Origin of the sequence: Claveliimonas bilis (assembly GCF_020892095.1) — a bacterium.
GTDB classification, from domain to species: Bacteria; Bacillota; Clostridia; order Lachnospirales; family Lachnospiraceae; genus Claveliimonas; species Claveliimonas bilis.
In genome coordinates this window covers 603,429-622,871 of sequence record NZ_AP024845.1, presented here as the reverse complement: position 1 = coordinate 622,871, position 19,443 = coordinate 603,429, and the positions used below count along the sequence as shown (strand labels likewise).

Annotated in this window: 14 protein-coding genes, 1 other RNA gene and 1 other annotated feature; of the genes, 14 read left to right on the top strand and 1 reads right to left on the bottom strand. The window is 46.1% G+C overall.

Annotation, left to right across the window (positions count from 1 at the left end; all coding sequences use genetic code 11):
- The first annotated feature begins 183 nt into the window (after positions 1–183).
- The 14 genes from EUBC25_RS03075 to EUBC25_RS03010 all read left to right on the top strand — a co-directional run bounded on the left by EUBC25_RS03075 (position 184) and on the right by EUBC25_RS03010 (position 18,694).
- Complete coding sequence (locus EUBC25_RS03075; protein ID WP_230107538.1) at positions 184–1,098, top strand: ATP-binding cassette domain-containing protein; 915 nt, start codon at positions 184–186, stop codon at positions 1,096–1,098.
- The gene (locus tag EUBC25_RS03070) at positions 1,091–1,927 is read left to right on the top strand and encodes an ABC transporter permease (protein WP_230106782.1); all 837 of its coding nucleotides are present in this window, start codon (positions 1,091–1,093) and stop codon (positions 1,925–1,927) included. The genes EUBC25_RS03075 and EUBC25_RS03070 overlap by 8 nt, the downstream gene beginning before the upstream one ends.
- Positions 1,928–1,984: 57 nt before the next feature.
- Positions 1,985–2,893, top strand: a complete 909-nt coding sequence (locus tag EUBC25_RS03065) for a sensor histidine kinase (protein WP_311135884.1) — start codon at positions 1,985–1,987, stop codon at positions 2,891–2,893.
- Between the two features lie 19 nt (positions 2,894–2,912).
- Positions 2,913–3,095, top strand: a non-coding RNA gene (ssrS, locus tag EUBC25_RS03060) — 6S RNA.
- An 81-nt stretch (positions 3,096–3,176) separates the two neighbouring features.
- Positions 3,177–4,490, top strand: a complete 1,314-nt coding sequence (locus tag EUBC25_RS03055) for a SpoIID/LytB domain-containing protein (protein WP_230106781.1) — start codon at positions 3,177–3,179, stop codon at positions 4,488–4,490.
- A gap of 58 nt (positions 4,491–4,548) precedes the next feature.
- Positions 4,549–5,373 carry a YihY/virulence factor BrkB family protein gene (locus tag EUBC25_RS03050; RefSeq protein ID WP_230106780.1) on the top strand — a complete coding sequence of 275 codons (825 nt, stop codon included), beginning with the start codon at positions 4,549–4,551 and terminating at the stop codon, positions 5,371–5,373.
- A gap of 56 nt (positions 5,374–5,429) precedes the next feature.
- Positions 5,430–5,676 (top strand) — a binding site (T-box leader).
- 113 nt (positions 5,677–5,789) lie between these two features.
- Positions 5,790–6,809, top strand: coding sequence for a phenylalanine--tRNA ligase subunit alpha (pheS, locus tag EUBC25_RS03045; protein WP_230106779.1), 1,020 nt, complete (start codon positions 5,790–5,792; stop codon positions 6,807–6,809).
- 115 nt (positions 6,810–6,924) lie between these two features.
- Positions 6,925–9,345 carry a phenylalanine--tRNA ligase subunit beta gene (gene pheT, locus EUBC25_RS03040; RefSeq protein ID WP_230106778.1) on the top strand — a complete coding sequence of 807 codons (2,421 nt, stop codon included), beginning with the start codon at positions 6,925–6,927 and terminating at the stop codon, positions 9,343–9,345.
- A gap of 19 nt (positions 9,346–9,364) precedes the next feature.
- A complete protein-coding gene (gene queA, locus EUBC25_RS03035; RefSeq protein WP_230107536.1) occupies positions 9,365–10,390 on the top strand; it encodes a tRNA preQ1(34) S-adenosylmethionine ribosyltransferase-isomerase QueA in 1,026 nt (341 codons plus the stop codon).
- Positions 10,391–10,504: 114 nt separating this feature from the next.
- Positions 10,505–13,132 carry a pyruvate, phosphate dikinase gene (gene ppdK, locus EUBC25_RS03030; RefSeq protein ID WP_230106777.1) on the top strand — a complete coding sequence of 876 codons (2,628 nt, stop codon included), beginning with the start codon at positions 10,505–10,507 and terminating at the stop codon, positions 13,130–13,132.
- A gap of 159 nt (positions 13,133–13,291) precedes the next feature.
- Entirely contained in the window at positions 13,292–14,206 is a 915-nt protein-coding gene (locus EUBC25_RS03025) for an NAD(P)-dependent oxidoreductase (RefSeq protein ID WP_230106776.1), read from the top strand.
- A complete protein-coding gene (locus tag EUBC25_RS03020; RefSeq protein WP_230106775.1) occupies positions 14,196–15,188 on the top strand; it encodes a LacI family DNA-binding transcriptional regulator in 993 nt (330 codons plus the stop codon). Before EUBC25_RS03025 ends, EUBC25_RS03020 begins: the two co-directional genes overlap by 11 nt.
- 163 nt (positions 15,189–15,351) lie before the next feature.
- Positions 15,352–17,265 carry a PTS sucrose transporter subunit IIABC gene (locus EUBC25_RS03015; protein WP_230106774.1) on the top strand — a complete coding sequence of 638 codons (1,914 nt, stop codon included), beginning with the start codon at positions 15,352–15,354 and terminating at the stop codon, positions 17,263–17,265.
- Between the two features lie 19 nt (positions 17,266–17,284).
- A complete protein-coding gene (locus EUBC25_RS03010; protein WP_230106773.1) occupies positions 17,285–18,694 on the top strand; it encodes a glycoside hydrolase family 32 protein in 1,410 nt (469 codons plus the stop codon).
- Here EUBC25_RS03010 and EUBC25_RS03005 read toward each other — a convergent pair.
- Positions 18,691–19,440 (bottom strand): UTRA domain-containing protein, encoded by a 750-nt coding sequence (locus EUBC25_RS03005; protein WP_230106772.1) that lies wholly within the window; start codon positions 19,438–19,440, stop codon positions 18,691–18,693. The two genes, EUBC25_RS03010 and EUBC25_RS03005, sit on opposite strands and share 4 nt — an antisense overlap.
- Positions 19,441–19,443 lie beyond the last annotated feature (3 nt).

Below are 19,443 nucleotides of genomic sequence, written 5' to 3'. Positions count from 1 at the left end.
TCTTAACTGCTTCTTAACTGTTTTATTAACCGGATGTTTAAGAACAGTATGCTATTATCATGTTAGAAACTTGAAAGAAGTTAGGAAGTTTCTGAAATGACAGATGACACTGATGTACAAGGAGTGGGATATTCCAAAATGCTGTGTTCTTTGTACATCGGTGCAGAGCAAGGAGGCATGAAGATGGAATATGTACTGACAACAGAGAATCTGACAAAGCAGTACCGGAATTTTAAGGCGTTGAGCGGTCTTTCCATGCATGTGGAGAAAGGAGCGATCTACGGATTTGTGGGAAGAAACGGAGCGGGAAAAACGACGTTGATCCGCCTGATCTGCGGTCTGCAGACCCCTACGTCGGGAAGTTATACTCTGTATGGGCAAAAGAACACTCAAGGGAATATGGAAAAGATAAGAAGGCGCATCGGAGCAGTAGTGGAAACGCCCTCAATTTATCTGAATATGACAGCCACGGACAATCTGAAAGAGCAGTACCGTGTGCTGGGACGCCCTTCCTTTGAAGGGGTAGAAGAACTTTTGGAACTGGTAGGGCTTGAAAATACAGGGAAGAAAAAAGCGAAGAATTTTTCTCTTGGTATGAAGCAGCGCCTTGGGATTGCGGTGGCTCTTGCGGGAGATCCGGACTTCCTGGTGCTGGACGAGCCGGTAAACGGGCTGGATCCCCAGGGAATTATAGAGATCAGAGAGCTGATCTTAAAGCTGAACCGGGAACGGAAAATTACCTTCCTCATCTCCAGTCATATTCTGGACGAGTTATCCCGTCTTGCCACTCATTACGGGTTTATTGACAGTGGAAGGATCGTGCGGGAGGTCAGTGCGAAAGAACTGGAAGAGGCAAGTCGGAGGGGGATGCACCTGGAAGTGACGGATCTGTCTGCCCTTGTCCGGGTTTTGGAGGCCAGAGATATGGAGTATGCGGTTACATCCGCTTCCGGAGCAGATGTGTTTGGAAGCTGGGATGTGACAGAGTTGGTTCTTGCTCTGGAAAAAGAAGGATGCAAGATAAAGCAGATGGCAGAAAAGGATGAAAGCCTGGAGAGTTATTACATCAACCTGATGGGAGGTGAGAGCCATGCGTAGACTGCTGCGTGCAAATTTTGCAAGACTTTGGAAGGATCGGGTGTTATGGATCACGACAGCGGTGGTGTGTCTGTTTGGGGTGATCGTCTGTATCAGTCAATACAATGCGATGATAAACTATGATGTGGATATGTCGGGGGAATTTCCGAGGATCTTTTTAAACTCCTACCTGATGCTGCCTATGGCGCTGGCGGCATTCACCAACCTGTTCCTGGGAACAGAGTACAGCGACGGAACCATAAGAAATAAGCTGGTAACAGGATGTACAAGGAATGATATCTATCTGTCCGGCTATGTGACCTGTGCGGCGGCGGGGATTTTTATGCAGGCCTGCTATTCCCTTGTTGTAAGTGTGATCGCAATCCCAATGTTTGGATTTAAGGCGGAATTTTTAAAGATCATGGGGATTGGTTCCTGTGTGGGCGCGCTCCTGATCTGCAGTGAGGTGGCCATGTATACCTGCGTTTCCATGCTCTGCCAGAACAAGGCGGCAGTGGCGGTGCTCTGCCAGGTGGGAACCTTTGCTCTTCTTATGCTTGGAAGCTATCTTGCCAATATGCTGACAATGCCGGAATTTTACGATGCGGCGAAGAAGATGGCTGATGGAACCATTGTGATGGAACAGGTGAGAAATGAGCGGTATCTCACTGGAAGCGCAAGGCAGTGGTACCAGTTCTGGCTTGATTTTATCCCCCAGGGTCAGGGCTACACCATAGGAGGGGGAATGGGGACAGACCATCCGGCTCTGCTTGGAGTGTATTCTCTGATCGTCATAGCGGGAGCCAATCTGGCAGGATTGCTGGGCTTTCGCAGAAAAGATCTGAAATAAAATGCACGGACTGTGGACAGGAGTATCGGTACAGGACGGCGCTTTGGAGGAAAGAAAATGATGTTAGTTGGCAGTATCTGCATTGTGCTGATCTGTATCTGTGCAGCACTTGGAATCAAAATTTTTCTTATGCGTAAGGCGGCGGATGAAATCCGCTGCCAGATGAAAGAAAGGCTGACAGAAGACACAAATGTGGGAATAGATATCAGCAGCGGCGATAAAAAAATGTGTGCTCTGGCGGAAGATCTTGACCGCCAGGTGAAATATTTACGAAAAGAGAGGCTGCGCTATGAGTTGGGAGATACGGAGCTGAAAACTGCCGTTACCAATATTTCCCACGATCTTCGCACACCCCTGACAGCTTTGAGCGGATATATGCAGTTCCTGGACCGGGAAGAAGTATCGCCGGAAGTCAGAGAAGCGCTTGATATTATGAAAAATCGGATCAGGGCAATGACGAAGCTGACAGAAGAGCTGTTTCAGTACTCGGTGATCGTTTCTGCTGAAAAATATCAGGAGAGGGAGAAAGTAGACATCGGAGAAGTGCTGGCTGAAAGCCTGGCGGGATTTTATGCAGTCTTAAAGGAAAAAGAGATAGAACCTTTCATAAGCATGCCGGAAGAAGCGGTCGTTAAGATAGCCAACCGGGATGCCCTTCTTCGTGTTTTCGGGAATATTATCAATAATGCAGTAAAATACAGCGACGGAGATCTTCGGATCGTCCTGCACAAGGACGGGAACCTGCAATTTGCAAATCATGCTTCAAAGCTTGATGAAGTGGAGGCGGGCAAGCTGTTTGAGCGGTTTTATACGGTGGAAAACGGCCGGGAATCCACCGGTCTTGGTCTTTCCATTGCAAAAACATTGTGCGAGCGTATGGGGATTTCCATTCATGCCAAAAAAGAAAAGGAATGGTTTATCATAGAAATGGGGTGGCGTATATTTGGGTTGAAAACCGGGGAATAATAGAGTATAATATCTTTTAGGAAACCTGGGATGCACGATAATTCCTGTAATTTTGAACCTACAAAACTTTAAACGGGACTCTTATTATCTCTGTAATATGTCATGCCCCCATTTTAGGAGGGGAAGGCAGAAAAGCAGATGCGGACACCCACCTGGCTGCGGCTAGGAGTCAAAATACAGGAACCGGCATTTTGGGGATGTACAAAAGATAAAGGGCAGCAGCGCATATGCGGCTGCCTTTTTTCATACATTTAGAGAAAAGAAACGGACAAGAGGGAACAGATTGAAAAGAAAAGTTTATGGAAGATATATCATTGCCATTTTTATATGGATACTGCTAGTGACAGGAATGGTAAGAATCCTTTCCGATCAGAAAGGGGGAGCCGGAGGAAGCAAAACAGAAAGTGAACTTGCTCTGGAAAATGAGGAGAAAAATCAGACGGTTTCAGGGGGCGATACTATCAGAGTCCTTATTATGACAGACGGGTATCAGTCGGAAATCCATTCAGAAGTGCGGGTTTCTTCTCCATATGGACTGCGGATCAGCTGCGGCGGAGAATCCATCGAATGGAACAAAGAGGAAGTTTGTCAGATTTTGCCGGATGATGCCAGATTTCAGAAGGGAAATATCAGAATTGAACCTTTGAACAAGGAGGGAAAAGTGACTTTAGAAAGTATATCCAGAGGTTACGGTACGCCCTCCTATGATGGAATGCTGGAACTTCGGGCGGTATCCGGCGGGATAGCAGTGATCAATGAACTTTCCATGGAGTCCTATCTGTGCGGAGTTGTTCCAAGTGAAATGCCGGCTTCCTATGAACTGGAAGCACTGAAAGCGCAGGCGGTATGTGCAAGAAGTTATGCAAGAAGACAGATGGAAAGTTACGGCTATCCGGAATATGAAGCCCATGTAAATGACAGTACGGATTTTCAGGTATATAATAACAGCCAGCCACAGGAAAGATCTTCCCAGGCGGTGCGTGAGACGGAAGGGGAAGTTGTAAAATATAAAGGGACAATTGCTACTACATATTACTATTCTACCTCCAGCGGGCAAACGACAAACATGGAGGCCTGGGGAAATGCGCCAGGCGAGGGGAACGGTTATCTTCAGAGCGTCTCGGTCTGCGATGACAGCGGGCAGGATTATGAGAAAAATCTGCCCTGGTATCGGTGGGAGGCTGTCATTCCCATTGATACGCTGTCACGGCTGATCTCGCAAAATACAGGGACAGATGTAGGAACTTTAAGTCAGGTGGAAGTGACAAAGAGAGGGGCTGGAGATGTAGCAGTGGAACTTACTGCTGTCGGTGACAAAAATACAGTGACAGTTCAGACGGAAAATAAAATCCGCAGTGCCCTTGGCGGAGGCGGATATCAGATTACGAAGAATGATGGTTCACAGAGTGAGGGCAGTGCATTATTGCCAAGCGCATTTTTTACTATTGAAAAACAGGACGGTGTCTTTGTTATTCGCGGAGGCGGATTCGGACATGGAATCGGAATGAGCCAGAATGGAGCGAATGAAATGGCGAAACAGGGGAAGAATTATCAAGAGATATTAAAGCTTTTCTATCAGGGGATAGAAATAGAATAGCTTGAATAAAGTACGGACTGATGGTATGATTGCACTAGAAAAACGGCGGGGGAAAGAGATGTTAAAAAAGATTTTCCAGAAAGCAGCAACAGTATCCGAAGATGTGACAAAAGCGCATGTCGGCGCATATGCAGCGCAGTCAGCATATTTTTTCATGCTCTGTATGATCCCGATCATCCTTCTTTTACTGACTTTAGTGCAGTATACGCCTGTGACAAAAGCGGATGTGATGACGGCGGTAATGCAGGTGTTCCCTTCTTCTGTGGATTCGCTGATGATATCTATTGTCAATCAGGTTTATAATCAGTCCATGGGTATCATTCCTGTGACTATTATTGTGGCTCTGTGGTCGGCGGGGAAAGGTGTTCTGGCAATGACTTCCGGACTGAACTGTATCTATGAATGTCCGGAGACAAGAAGTTATATTTTCCTCCGGATCCGCTCTACTATTTATACAGTGCTTTTTATTATCGTAATTCTGCTGCTTCTGGTTGTGTCGGTTTTCGGTAATTCACTCAATATTTTCATTTCTACTCATGCGGAATTTTTGGAACCTCTGGCAGACTGGATGATTGATAAGAGAGCGTTGATCACCCCGGTGGTTCTGATGGGATTTTCTCTTCTGATCTATAAATTCCTGCCCAACAGAAAGGACCGGTTTGTAAAGCAGCTTCCGGGCTCTGTATTTGCAGCAATCGGATGGATGGTGATTTCGTGGGTTTTCTCGGTATATGTAGATATTTTTCAGGGATTTTCCAGTATGTACGGAAGCTTGACTACGATTGTCCTTATTATGCTCTGGCTGTATTTCTGTATGTACAGTATTTTACTGGGAGGAGAATTTAATAAGCTTCTGGGAGATAAAATCTTCCAAAAGGCATAGGTTTTTGGCTTGACATCCGGGAAGCTTGTGTTACAATGGATAAAGCAATTCAAATTATAAAAGCTTTGACCGTGTAAGTAGTGACCCGTTTTCCGGCAGAGAGAGGAGATCAAAGGGCTGAAAGTTTCCTCAGGTTCAGACGGCGAATGAATTTCCCACGCGAGCTGCATGTCTGAACAGGATGGCTTTTGAGCCTGTAAGAAGTAGGATGTGCCGTTCATGCACGTTACGCATATATGAGAGTCTGCCGGCAAAAGCTGTGCAGGAATCAGGGTGGTACCGCGGGTTAGCCTCGTCCCTTTTGAGGGAGGAGGTTTTTTTGTTGTGCGGAAGCTTTATTTCCTCTGTAAAAACAGGACTCCCTCTATATAAAATCTGATATTTTATTATTTTTTATCATGAAAAGGAGAAGAAGGATGAAAGAGAAATTACAAAGCATCAAAGAAGAAGCCATTCGTCAGATTGAAGCTTCCGACATGCCGGAAAAGCTCAATGAGGTGCGTGTACGTTTCCTTGGGAAAAAAGGAGAGTTGACGGCAGTTCTTAAGAGTATGAAGGATGTTGCTCCGGAAGAAAGACCAAAAGTAGGACAGCTTGTAAATGAGACAAGAGCTTCTATTGAAGAACTCTTGGAAGAAACCAAGCAGAAAATGGAAAGAAAGATCCGGGAAGAAAAGTTGAGCCAGGAAGTGATCGACGTCACACTTCCGGCTAAGAAAAATATGGTGGGACACCGTCATCCAAATACAACGGTCCTGGAAGAAGTAGAACGTATTTTCATCGGAATGGGATATGAAGTTGTAGAAGGACCGGAAGTAGAGTATGACCTGTACAATTTCGAGAAACTGAACATTCCGGCAGACCATCCGGCAAAAGACGAGCAGGATACATTCTATATAAATAAGGACATTGTCCTTCGTACCCAGACGTCTCCGGTTCAGGCGCGCGTCATGGAAGAAGGCAAGCTGCCGATCCGTATGATCGCTCCCGGAAGAGTATTCCGTTCTGATGAGGTGGATGCAACACATTCTCCGTCCTTCCACCAGATTGAAGGTCTCGTAGTAGACAAAAACATTTCTTTTGCCGATCTCAAGGGAACGTTGGAGGTGTTTGCCAAGGAATTGTTCGGACCTGAGACAAAAACAAAATTCAGACCTCATCACTTCCCATTCACAGAACCCAGCGCGGAGGTAGACGTTACCTGCTTTAAATGCGGCGGAAAAGGCTGCCGTTTCTGTAAAGGATCCGGCTGGATCGAGATTTTAGGATGCGGTATGGTACATCCTCATGTACTGGAAATGTGCGGCATTGATCCGGAAGAGTATACAGGATTTGCATTCGGAGTAGGACTGGAGCGAATCACGCTTCTGAAGTACGAGATCGACGATATGAGGCTGCTGTATGAGAATGATATCCGGTTTTTGAAACAGTTTTAGTCAGTTTTACACAGGGTATATATCAATTTGACACAGGGTATATATTAATTCGACACGTAGTAAACTTAAAGTTTGTTACGTCCCCCGTCAAAAAAATAACGAAAAGGAGAACACAATGAATACATCATTATCATGGATAAAAGCGTATGTTCCGGATCTTGACGTTACCGCACAGGAGTATACAGATGCGATGACACTTTCCGGAACAAAGGTAGAAGGATATGAAATCATGGATGCGGACCTGGACAAAATTGTGATCGGGCAGATCGATAAGATTGAGAAGCATCCGGATGCAGACAAACTGATCATCTGTCAGGTGAATATCGGTACAGAAACCATCCAGATCGTAACCGGTGCGCCGAATGTAAAAGAAGGAGATAAGGTTCCGGTGGTACTGGCCGGCGGATGCGTGGCAGGAGGCCATGAACCGGGCAGCCGCGTAGCAGGAGGAATTAAGATCAAGAAAGGAAAGCTCCGCGGAGTGGAAAGTGATGGAATGATGTGCTCCATCGAAGAGCTTGGTTCCAGTAAGGATATGTATCCGAATGCTCCCGAGAGCGGAATTTATATTATGCCGGAAGATGCCGAAGTGGGAGCAGATGCAGTGAAAGCACTGGGCCTTGATGATGTGGTGTTTGAATATGAGATCACTTCAAACCGAGTAGACTGCTTCAGCGTAGTGGGCATTGCCCGGGAAGCGGCAGCTACCTTCCGCAAAGAGTTCCATCCGCCGGTTGTCACTCCTACCGGAAACAGCGAGGATGTGAATGACTATATTAAAGTGACGGTTAGGGATGAAGAGCTCTGCCCGAGATACTGTGCAAGAGTGGTGAAAAATATCAAGATCGGCCCTTCACCGGAATGGATGCAGAGAAGACTTGCATCTGTGGGAATCCGTCCTATCAATAATGTAGTTGATATCACAAACTATGTGATGGAGGAATACGGTCAGCCGATGCATGCTTATGATCTGGACACCATTGCAGGTCATGAGATTATTGTCAGAAGAGCAGAAAACGGAGAGAAATTTACAACTCTGGACGGTCAGGAAAGACAGCTGGATGATTCCATTTTGATGATCTGTGACGGAGAAAAATCTGTTGGTATTGCCGGAATCATGGGCGGCGAAAATTCCATGATCACAGATAATGTACAGACCATGCTTTTTGAGGCTGCATGTTTCGATGGGACAAATATCCGTAAATCAAGCAAAAAAGTAGGGCTTCGTACGGATGCTTCCGGAAAATTTGAAAAGGGTCTTGATCCCAATAATGCACAGGCAGCTATCGACCGCGCCTGCCAGCTGGTGGAAGAACTGGGAGCCGGAGAAGTAGTGGGCGGCATGGTTGACGTCTATGGAACGAAGAGAGAGCCGGTGAGAGTTCCTTTTGATGCCGACGCTATCAATGAACTGCTTGGGACAGATATCCCGAAAGAAGACATGCTTTCCTATTTCAAGATGATCGATCTGGAGTATGACGAGAATACAAACGAAGTGATCGCTCCTACGTTCCGTCAGGATCTTTTGAGACTTGCAGATCTTGCGGAAGAAGTTGCGAGATTTTACGGATATGACAATATCCCGACTACACTTCCAAAAGGAGAGGCTACAACAGGAAAACTGTCCTTCAAGCTTCGGATTGAAGAAGTAGCCCGCAATATTGCAGAGTTCTGTGGCTTCAGCCAGGCTATGACCTATTCCTTTGAAAGTCCGAAGGTATTTGACAAGCTGCTGCTTCCGGAGGATTCAGAGCTTAGAAAAGCAGTGGAGATCATGAATCCCCTTGGCGAGGACTACAGCATTATGCGGACAACATCCTTAAATGGAATGCTTACTTCACTTGCCACTAATTACAACCGCAGAAATAAGAATGTGCGTCTCTATGAGCTGGGAAATATTTATCTTCCTAAAACTCTGCCTCTTACAGAGCTTCCGGAGGAGAGAATGCAGTTTACACTTGGAATGTATGGAAAAGGCGATTTCTTCCATATGAAAGGTGTTGTGGAAGAATTTTTTGAAAAGGCCGGACTGCATAAGAAAGAGATCTATCGTCCGGATTCCGGGAAACCGTATCTGCATCCGGGACGCCAGGCAAATATTGTGTATGACGGAGTGGTCGTAGGATATCTCGGCGAGGTACATCCGGATGTAGCTGACACATACGGAATCGGAGAGAGAGCCTACATTGCAGTTATTGATATGCCGGAAATCGTATCCCGTGCAGGCTTTGACCGGAAATATGAAGGAATCGCAAAATTCCCGGCTGTTACACGAGACATCAGTATGGTTGTACCAAAAGAGATCATGGTAGGACAGATTGAGGAAGTGATCGAGCAAAAAGGCGGAAGCTATCTGGAAAGCTACAAGCTGTTTGACCTTTATGAGGGAGCACAGATCAAAGCAGGATATAAGTCAATTGCTTATTCTATCGTGTTCCGTGCAAAGGACAAGACGCTGGAGGATGCTGATGTGACAAAAGCAATGGGTCATATTCTGAAAGAGCTGGAGGGTATGGGCATTGAACTCCGGAAATAAGGGAGAAAGAAAAATGGAAATGAAACGACAGGATTTCAGCTTTGAGCTTCCACAGGAGCTGATCGCCCAGGATCCCTTAAAGGACCGGTCCTCGTCCCGGCTTCTTGTCCTTGACAAGGAGACGGGGGAAGTGTCCCACCATGTATTCCGGGACATTATAGATTATCTGAATCCGGGAGACTGTCTGGTGATCAATGACACAAAAGTCATTCCCGCCCGCCTGATCGGATCCAAGGTAGGAACAGATGCAAAAATAGAGATCCTGCTGCTGAAACGGAAATCGGATCAGGTGTGGGAGACGCTGGTGAAGCCTGGGAAAAAGGCAAAGCCGGGAGCTAAGATCAGTTTTGGAGAAGGACTTCTTGTAGGGGAGGTCATTGATATTGTGGAAGAGGGGAACCGTCTGGTGAAATTCAGTTATGAAGGAATTTTTGAAGAAATTCTGGATCAGCTGGGCCAGATGCCTCTGCCGCCTTATATTACGCATCAGCTGGAAGATAAAAACCGTTATCAGACTGTATATGCAAAGAACAGCGGGTCAGCAGCAGCGCCTACAGCGGGGCTTCATTTCACCCCCGAACTTCTGGAACAGATCAAGGAGAAGGGGGTGGATGTTGCCAGCGTCACTCTCCATGTGGGGCTTGGCACTTTCCGCCCGGTAAAAGCGGAAAATATTCTGGATCATCACATGCATTCCGAATTTTATCGGATTGAAGAAGAAGAGGCTGCGAAGATCAACCGGGCAAAAGAAAAGGGAGGAAGGATCATCTGCGTGGGAACGACAAGCTGCAGAACAGTAGAGTCGGCGGCAGATGAAAATGGAAGAGTGAAGGCGGGAAGCGGATGGACGGATATTTTCATCTATCCGGGATACCGGTTTAAAGTACTGGACTGCCTGATCACAAATTTCCATCTGCCGGAATCTACCTTGCTTATGCTGGTGTCAGCGTTAGCCGGGCGGGAACATATTTTGGCGGCATATGAAGAGGCTGTGAAGGAAAAATACAGATTCTTTTCCTTCGGGGATGCTATGTTCATTCAATAGGCCCTATATTCTTTGAAATCTTAGCTGTGAAGGGCTTGACGAACCATAGCAAAACCTTTAAAATATTATGTGCAAATTACTAGAAAGAAAAATTTTTTAGGAGGTCATTGGAACATGGCAACAAAATGGGTTTATATGTTCACAGAAGGTAACGCAACTATGAGAAACCTTCTGGGTGGCAAAGGTGCAAACCTGGCAGAGATGACAGGCCTTGGACTGCCGGTACCACAGGGATTTACGGTTACGACAGAGGCTTGTACTCAGTACTATGAAGATGGCAGAAAGATCAATGATGAAATCATGGGACAGATCATGGACGCCATGGCTAAACTGGAAGAGATCACAGGAAAGAAATTCGGGGACAAGCAGAATCCGCTTCTCGTTTCCGTGCGTTCCGGTGCAAGAGCTTCCATGCCAGGTATGATGGATACAATCCTGAACCTTGGTCTTAATGAGGAAGTTGTTGAGACTCTGGCAGAAGCTTCCGGCAATCCACGCTGGGCTTGGGACTGCTACAGAAGATTCATCCAGATGTATTCTGACGTCGTAATGGAAGTTGGAAAGAAATATTTTGAAGAGCTCATCGATAAGATGAAAGAAGAAAAAGGCGTAACTCAGGACGTAGAGCTGACAGCAGAGGATCTGAAGACTCTTGCAGGACAGTTCAAAGCTGAGTACAAAGAGAAGATCGGTTCAGATTTCCCGGCAGATGCAAAAGAGCAGCTGATGGGTGCTGTAAAAGCCGTGTTCCGTTCCTGGGACAACCCGAGAGCAAACGTATACCGTCGTGACAACGACATTCCGTACTCATGGGGAACAGCTGTCAACGTACAGATGATGGCATTCGGTAACATGGGTGATGACTGTGGTACAGGTGTTGCATTTACACGTGACCCTGCTACAGGAGAGAACGGACTCTTCGGTGAGTTCCTTACAAATGCACAGGGAGAGGACGTTGTTGCTGGTGTTCGTACTCCTATGCACATTTCCGAAATGGAAGAGAAATTCCCGGAAGCTTTCGCACAGTTCAAAGAAGTGTGCAAGACTCTGGAAACACACTACAGAGATATGCAGGATATGGAGTTTACTGTAGAGCATGGTAAACTGTATATGCTTCAGACACGTAACGGAAAGAGAACAGCAAAAGCTGCTCTGAAGATCGCTTGTGACCTTGTTGATGAGGGAATGAGATCAGAAGAAGAAGCAGTTGCTATGATCGATCCGAGAAACCTTGACTCTCTGCTTCATCCGCAGTTCGACGCTGCTGCTCTTAAGGCAGCTACACCGATGGCAAAAGCACTTGGAGCATCTCCGGGAGCTGCATGCGGTAAGATCGTATTTACAGCAGATGACGCTGTAGAATGGGCTGCAAGAGGAGAGAAAGTTGTACTTGTACGTCTTGAGACATCACCGGAAGATATCACAGGTATGAAATCTGCACAGGGTATCCTGACAGTTCGTGGTGGTATGACATCTCACGCTGCCGTTGTTGCACGTGGAATGGGTACATGCTGTGTATCCGGATGCGGTGACATCGTAATGGATGAGGCAAACAAGAAATTTACACTTGCAGGAAAAGAGTTCCACGAGGGAGATGCAATCTCACTTGACGGATCCACAGGTAATATCTATGACGGAATCATCCCGACAGTAGATGCAACAATCGCTGGAGAGTTCGGAAGAATCATGGGATGGGCTGACAAATACAGAACAATGAAGGTTCGTACAAATGCAGATACACCTGCAGACGCTAAGAAAGCACGCGAACTTGGAGCAGAAGGTATCGGACTTTGCCGTACAGAGCATATGTTCTTCGAAGGTAACAGAATCGATGCATTCCGTGAAATGATCTGCGCTGAGACAGTAGAAGAAAGAGAAGCTGCACTGGAGAAGATCCTTCCGGAACAGCAGGGAGACTTCGAGAAACTGTATGAGGCTCTGGAAGGAAACCCGGTAACGATCCGTTTCCTTGACCCACCGCTTCATGAGTTCGTTCCGACAGAGGAAGAAGACATCAAAAAACTGGCTGATGCACAGGGCAAGACAGTTGAGCAGATCAAAGCTGTTATCGACAGCCTGCATGAGTTCAACCCAATGATGGGACATCGTGGATGCCGTCTGGCAGTGACATATCCGGAAATCGCAAAGATGCAGACAAAAGCTGTTATCCGTGCAGCTATCAATGTACAGAAAGCTCATCCGGAATGGAAAGTACAGCCGGAGATCATGATCCCGCTTGTTGGAGATATCAAAGAGCTGAAATATGTGAAGAAATTCGTTGTTGAGACAGCAGATGCTGAAATCGCAGCAGCAGGAAGCGATCTGAAGTACGAAGTTGGTACAATGATCGAGATCCCAAGAGCTGCTCTGACAGCTGATGAGATTGCAAAAGAAGCTGACTTCTTCTGCTTCGGTACAAACGACCTGACACAGATGACATACGGCTTCTCACGTGATGACGCTGGAAAATTCCTGGATGCTTACTATGACGCTAAGATCTTCGAGAACGATCCATTTGCAAAACTGGATCAGGATGGCGTTGGCAAGCTGATGAAGATGGCAATCGACTTAGGAAAGCCAGTTAACGAAAAACTGCACGTAGGTATCTGTGGAGAGCACGGTGGAGATCCAAGCTCTGTAGAGTTCTGCCATAGCCTTGGACTTGACTATGTATCCTGCTCACCGTTCCGTGTACCGATCGCACGTCTGGCAGCAGCACAGGCAGCAATCGCACAGAAATAGGCGAAAACGGTCAGAGTTTCTAGTTAAAATGATTATAAGCGTACCATTAGAAATAGTGGTACGCTTATTTTTCTGCGGCAGACATCTTGAAGGCATATTGCCTCCATCTTCATTCGGTGTTATGATGGAAACAGATGCGAAATTCGGAGGAAGTCACATATGAAATTAAAGAAAATAACAGCAATTGAGCCGGTATCTCTCCTGGATGAAACGAAAAGAGAAGTAGAGAAATATTTTGAGGAGGCTGTCTTTTATGACACATTTCCCGAAAATGAGGAGGAGATCATAAAACGGATCGGTGATTCGGATGCAATCTTTGTGAGCTACCGGTACCCTATCGGAGAAGCAGTGCTGAAAGAGTGCAAAAATCTGAAATATATCGGTATGTGCTGCAGCCTTTATTCTGAGACCAGTTCTAATGTAGATATCCGCTATGCGAGGGAGCAGGGAATCTGTGTGAAAGGAGTCCGTGATTACGGGGATCAGGGAGTAGCGGAATATGTGATCGGAGAAGTGATCCGTATGCTTCAGGGAACAGGAGGACATCCGCCTTTTCTTGGCGTAGAATCGGAAGTTTCCGGGATCCGCGCAGGTATCCTGGGAATGGGGGCAAGCGCCCAGGCTGTTGCTGCCGCTCTGTCAGCTTTTGGCGCTGACGTCAGCTATTACAGCAGGACAAGGAAAAGAGAGCTGGAAGAGAGGCGCGGATACCATTATCTGGAACTGGATGAGCTTCTTGCTTCCTGCAATGTAATCTGCAGCTGCCTTAGCAAAAATGTGGTCCTTCTCCATGAAAGAGAAATGGATATTATGGGAGACAATACCATTCTTTTCAATACTGCCTTAAGCCCCTGTTTTGATGCAGAAGCCATGAAGAAGTGGCTGCAAAAAGAAAATACCTGGTATTTTTGCGATACACTGATGGGACTTGGGGAGGAGGAATTGCTGCAGTATGATCATGTTTCCTGTCTGAAAAAATCTTCGGGCATGACAAGTCAGGCTGTTGCAAGGCTGAATGAAAAAGTGCTTGTGAATCTGAAAGAGTTTTTGGAGGAAACCGGCTATGACCATTAAGGAAATTGCCCGTCTTGCCGGGGTATCAAGCGCAGCAGTGTCAAGATATCTCAATGGAGGATATGTCAGCGAGGAAAAGAAGGAAAAGATCCGTGAGATTATTGAAAAGACCGGATATAGGCCTTCTGTCCAGGCAAGGAACCTTCGTACCAGACAGACGAGGCTTGTGGGAGTGGTGGTTCCGAAAATCAGTTCTGAAACCATCAGCAGAGTGACAGACGGCATTGGAAAGATACTGCAGGAAAAGGGATACCAGATGCTTCTTGCCATAACAGACAATAATCCGGAGAAAGAGCTGGAATATATGGAGCTGTTTGAAAATTATCCGGTAGACGGAGTGATCCTGATCGCGACTATCCTGACAAGAAAGCACAGAAAGCATATCCGTGAGACAAAAATACCTATTGTCGTTATCGGGCAGCACTTGGAAGGCGAGAACTGTGTCTATCACGACGATTACGGCGCAGCGAAAGAAATGGGAATATATGTAGGAAAGTCCGGCAAGCAGAAGATCGCATATATTGGCGTAACAAGGGAGGACAAAGCGGTCGGAACAGGAAGAGAGGACGGTTTCCTATCCGGTCTTGCCAAATGTGGAATGAAAATGAAGGACGGACTTCGGAAGGAAGCAAAGTTTACCATGGAGTCCGGCTATGAAAAGGCTTTCGAACTGCTTCGGGATAATAGTGATATCGATATCATATCGTGTGCTACGGATACCATAGCGGCCGGAGCGTTGGAAGCGATTCAGAAAGATTTTCCGGAAAGAAAAGGGAGTATACAGATTACAGGATTCGGTGACAACCAGTTTCTGAAAGCAGTAACAGGGGGAATCCCCACTGTCCATTTCGGATATAAGACAAGCGGGGTTAAAGGTGCGGAGCTTCTCATTGACATTATAGAAAACGGCCAGGATATTTCCGTGCAGATGAAGTTGGGATATGAGATAAAAAATCTGCAGAGTGAAAAAAAGAGAGAATAATTTTGATATACCGGATGTGAATGGAAAGTTGTAAATTTTCACAAAAAGAGAATAGAAAAATCAGTAAAAATGCCATCTTTACAAATGGCATTTTTTTATTTATGATAAATTCGAAAAATATGAAATCGATTACATATAAAGGAGTGAAAAGAGGGTTATGGCAATGGATTATCAAAAGACCGCACGGGAAATACTGGATCTTGTAGGCGGAAGTCAGAACATTATCTCGGCGGCACACTGTGCGACGAGACTTAGGCTGGTTATTTCAGACAATTCGAAAGCAGACAGAGAAGCATTGGAAAACGTAGATGGAGTAAAAGGAGTCTTTGAGGCCTCGGGCCAGCTCCAGATCATCCTCGGAACAGGGACTGTCAATAAAGTATTTGATGAATTTGTAAGCCTGGGCGGCATCACTGCCAGCACAAAGGCGGAAGCCAAAGAAGCGGCGGCGCAGAAGCAGAATGTCTTTATGAGAGCGATCAAGCTTCTGGGGGATATTTTTGTTCCCATTATTCCGGCTATTGTTGCCAGCGGTTTTCTTATGGGAATCATGAATTCTCTGGATTTTATGAACAATAATGGCTTTTTGCATATTGATACGTCCAGTTCTATTTATGTTTTTGCCAATCTTTTCAGCAATATTGCATATTCTTTCCTGCAGATACTGATTGGATTTTCAGCGGCAAAGGCTTTCGGGGCAAATCCTTATCTGGGGGCAGTTATCGGTATGATCATGATCCATCCGAGCCTTCAGAATGCCTATACAGTAGCAGAGCAGGGAGTTCAGGCGACACAGTCTGTTTTCTTCGGACTGTATGATATTGATATGGTAGGTTATCAGGGACATGTCATCCCGGTAGTAATTGCAGTGTGGCTTATGTCTGTGCTGGAGAAGAAGCTGCATAAGGTTGTGCCGGAAGTTCTGGATCTTTTTGTAACCCCTCTTGTCAGTGTGTTTGTGACAGGATATCTTACTTTGGCAGCCATCGGCCCTGTATTTGTGTGGGCGGAAAATGCGGTTCTGGATGCGATCCAGTGGCTGCTTACTCTTCCGCTGGGTCTTGGAAGCCTCGTGATGGGAGCGCTGTATGCGCCTACAGTGGTGACAGGCATTCATCAGATGTATACAGCGATTGATCTTGGACAGCTTGCCCAGTATGGCGTGACCTACTGGCTGCCTCTTGCAAGCGCGGCAAATGTAGCACAGGGTGCGGCAGCGCTGGCAGTTGGGCTGAAGTCCAGAGATAAAAAAATAAAATCCCTTGCGCTTCCTTCTTCTTTAAGTGCATTTATGGGAATTACGGAACCGGCAATCTTCGGTGTGAATTTAAGGTTTTTTAAACCATTTATTGCAGGATGTATCGGCGGCGGATGCGGTGCTCTGTATGCGTCCATTGTACATCTGGGAGCGAAGGGAACCGGCGTGACAGGTATTTTCGGAGTCTTGCTCTGTCTGGAGCAGCCGATTCAATATATCATTGAAATGGCAATTGCGGTAGGTGTTGCATTCGTGATTTCTTTTATGATCTATAAAGATACAAAGCCGGCGGGACAACTGACGGAGAAATCGATAGAGAAATCAGTAGAGCCAAGCAGCGCAGCTATAGAGAAAAGGGAAACAGAAGAGTTCCTTTTCAGTCCTGTACAGGGTGAAATGATTCCTCTTTCACAGGTGTCAGATGAGACATTTGCAGCGGAAATTTTGGGGGCAACAACGGCAATCATTCCGGAGGACGGCAAAATTACAGCGCCCTGCGATGGAGAAATTTCCAGTATTTACGATACGGGACATGCGGTCTGCCTTACTACAAAAGCCGGGGGAGAGCTTTTGATCCATATTGGGATTGATACGGTGAAAATGGAGGGAAAAGGTTTTGTAAAGAAAGTATCAGATGGAGATCAGGTACAGGCAGGAGATGTACTGATCGAGGCGGATTTAGATGAGATCCGCAAAGCGGGCTATGAAACGGTCACAATGATGATCCTGACAAATGCCGATGATTTTGCCGCTGTAACAAAGGCGGATCCGGCGCAGGTAGGGCATGAGAGTGTTGTAATGACAATAAAAAAGGAATAGGCGGCAGGAGAAGATCAATATGAATGCGTTGACCAGAGATTTAAAACATATGACAGATATGGTGGAACAAACGGCGGATCCGGGGAGCCGTTTCCGGCAGAAACTGCACTTAATGCCTCCGGTAGGATGGCTGAATGATCCCAATGGGCTGTGTCAGTTTCAGGGGATTTACCATGCGTTTTTTCAATATTCGCCTTTTGATGTCAACGGCGGAGTGAAAATGTGGGGGCATGCAGTAAGCAAAGATATGATCCGGTGGGAGTATAAAGATACAGCTCTTTATCCTGATCAGCCCTTTGACTGCCATGGCGTGTACTCAGGCTGTGCGCTCATTGACGAAGGGAAGATGTATCTTTATTACACCGGAAATGTAAAGCTGGAAGATAAAGAATATGATTACATTTTAGAGGGAAGGGAAGGCAACACTATTCTTGCAGAGAGCAAAGATGGCCTGAACTTCGGTCCGAAAAAGCTTTTGATGAGAAACGGGGACTATCCTTCGGATTTAAGCTGCCATGTACGGGATCCGAAAGTGTGGAAAGAAAAAGGCCGCTATTATATGGTTCAGGGAGTCAGAACGAAAGATAATGCGGGGCAGGTACAGATTTTTGAATCCGACGACAGGATAAACTGGAAACCTAAGAAACGGATTTCTACATCAAGCCCCTTTGGGTATATGTGGGAATGTCCCGATTACTTTACTGTAGATGGACAGAATATTTTATCCGCATCTGTACAGGGGCTGACAGGCGGTATCTGGGAAGAGAGAAATGTTTATCAGTCCGGCTATTTTTTCGTAGAAGGGGACATTATGACAGACAGTTATCTGTCAGAGTATCAGTTGTGGGATTACGGATTTGATTTTTATGCGCCTCAAAGCTTTCAGGCAGAAGACGGACGTATCATTTTGCTGGCGTGGATGGGAATGCCGGACTGTGAAGAATATGGAAATATCTCCACGATTCGGGAGGGATGGCAGCATTGTTTTACTTTCCCAAGAGAATTGTACAAAAAAGACGGTAAAATCTGTCAAAGGCCGGTTCGGGAACTGGAACAGTGGAAAAAAGCGGAAAGAGAAGAGAGGGACTACCTTTCGGCAGAAGGTGCGAAAGTGTATGACATTCGTGTTTCCGGGATAAAAGCCAATCGTTTCCGGGCGGTTTTAGGAGAGGAACTTCTATTGGAATATAAAGAAGGATATTTCAGAATGGAATTTGAAAACCGGGATAAAGAAGGAACATCGGGAGGACGCGGCGTACGGCGGTCAGAAGTAGCGGTCCTCCGTCAGGTAGAAATACTGGCGGATGTTTCTTCGGTAGAAGTTTTCATCAACGACGGAGAACTGGTATTTTCTACAAGATATTATCCCCGGCATTATTCTATGGAAATCTGTTGTAAAGGCGCCAGTATCATAGAGACCGTTTTTTAAAAATCTGATCTGACAAGAGGAGACTTACGTATAGCATTATCCTGAAAACTGAAGTAATCCGGACGGTGGCGGGACTGTGTAAATTCAAACATTATGCCGTCGCCGTTGTAGGTGCGGCTGGTGATGACCGCCATGCAGTTGTAGTCATTGGCATCCAGCTCCAGATATTTCTCGTCGATCTGTGTGATCTTTTCAACGGTCATGATCCTCTGGCTGTTTACGATGGTCATGTGTAGAATATTTTCCAAATATTCATAGATGGAATCCTCGGCAATCTCGGGAGTCAGTCCTTCAGCTGCACTTTTAAGAAAATAGTTGTGATTCAGGATCAGCGGTTTTTCATCCAGATAATGAAGCCGCTGCAGATAGTAAAGCTCGCTTCCTTTTTCGAATCCGGTACGGAGAGAAATTTTTTCATCGGCGATCAGTTCCATAAACTGTAAAACTCTTGTCCTGCCTTTTTTATGATTGCGCTGTGATGATTCTTTAAAAGATTCAATCCCGCCGATGGTAAAGGCAGCCTGAGCTACCGGACGAAAAATATTGCGTACGCCTTTTCCCTGAAGAGTCTGGACATACCCGTCAGATACAAGCTCGGAAATAGCGCGGCGTACGGTGTTTCGGGAACAGTCGTATGTCTGGATAAGGGAATGCTCTGAAGGGAGCAATTCCTGGGAGGCAAAGTCTCCCTCCTCTATTTTCTGTTTCAGATCCCGATAAATGGCTTCATATTTACTCTTTGGCATTTT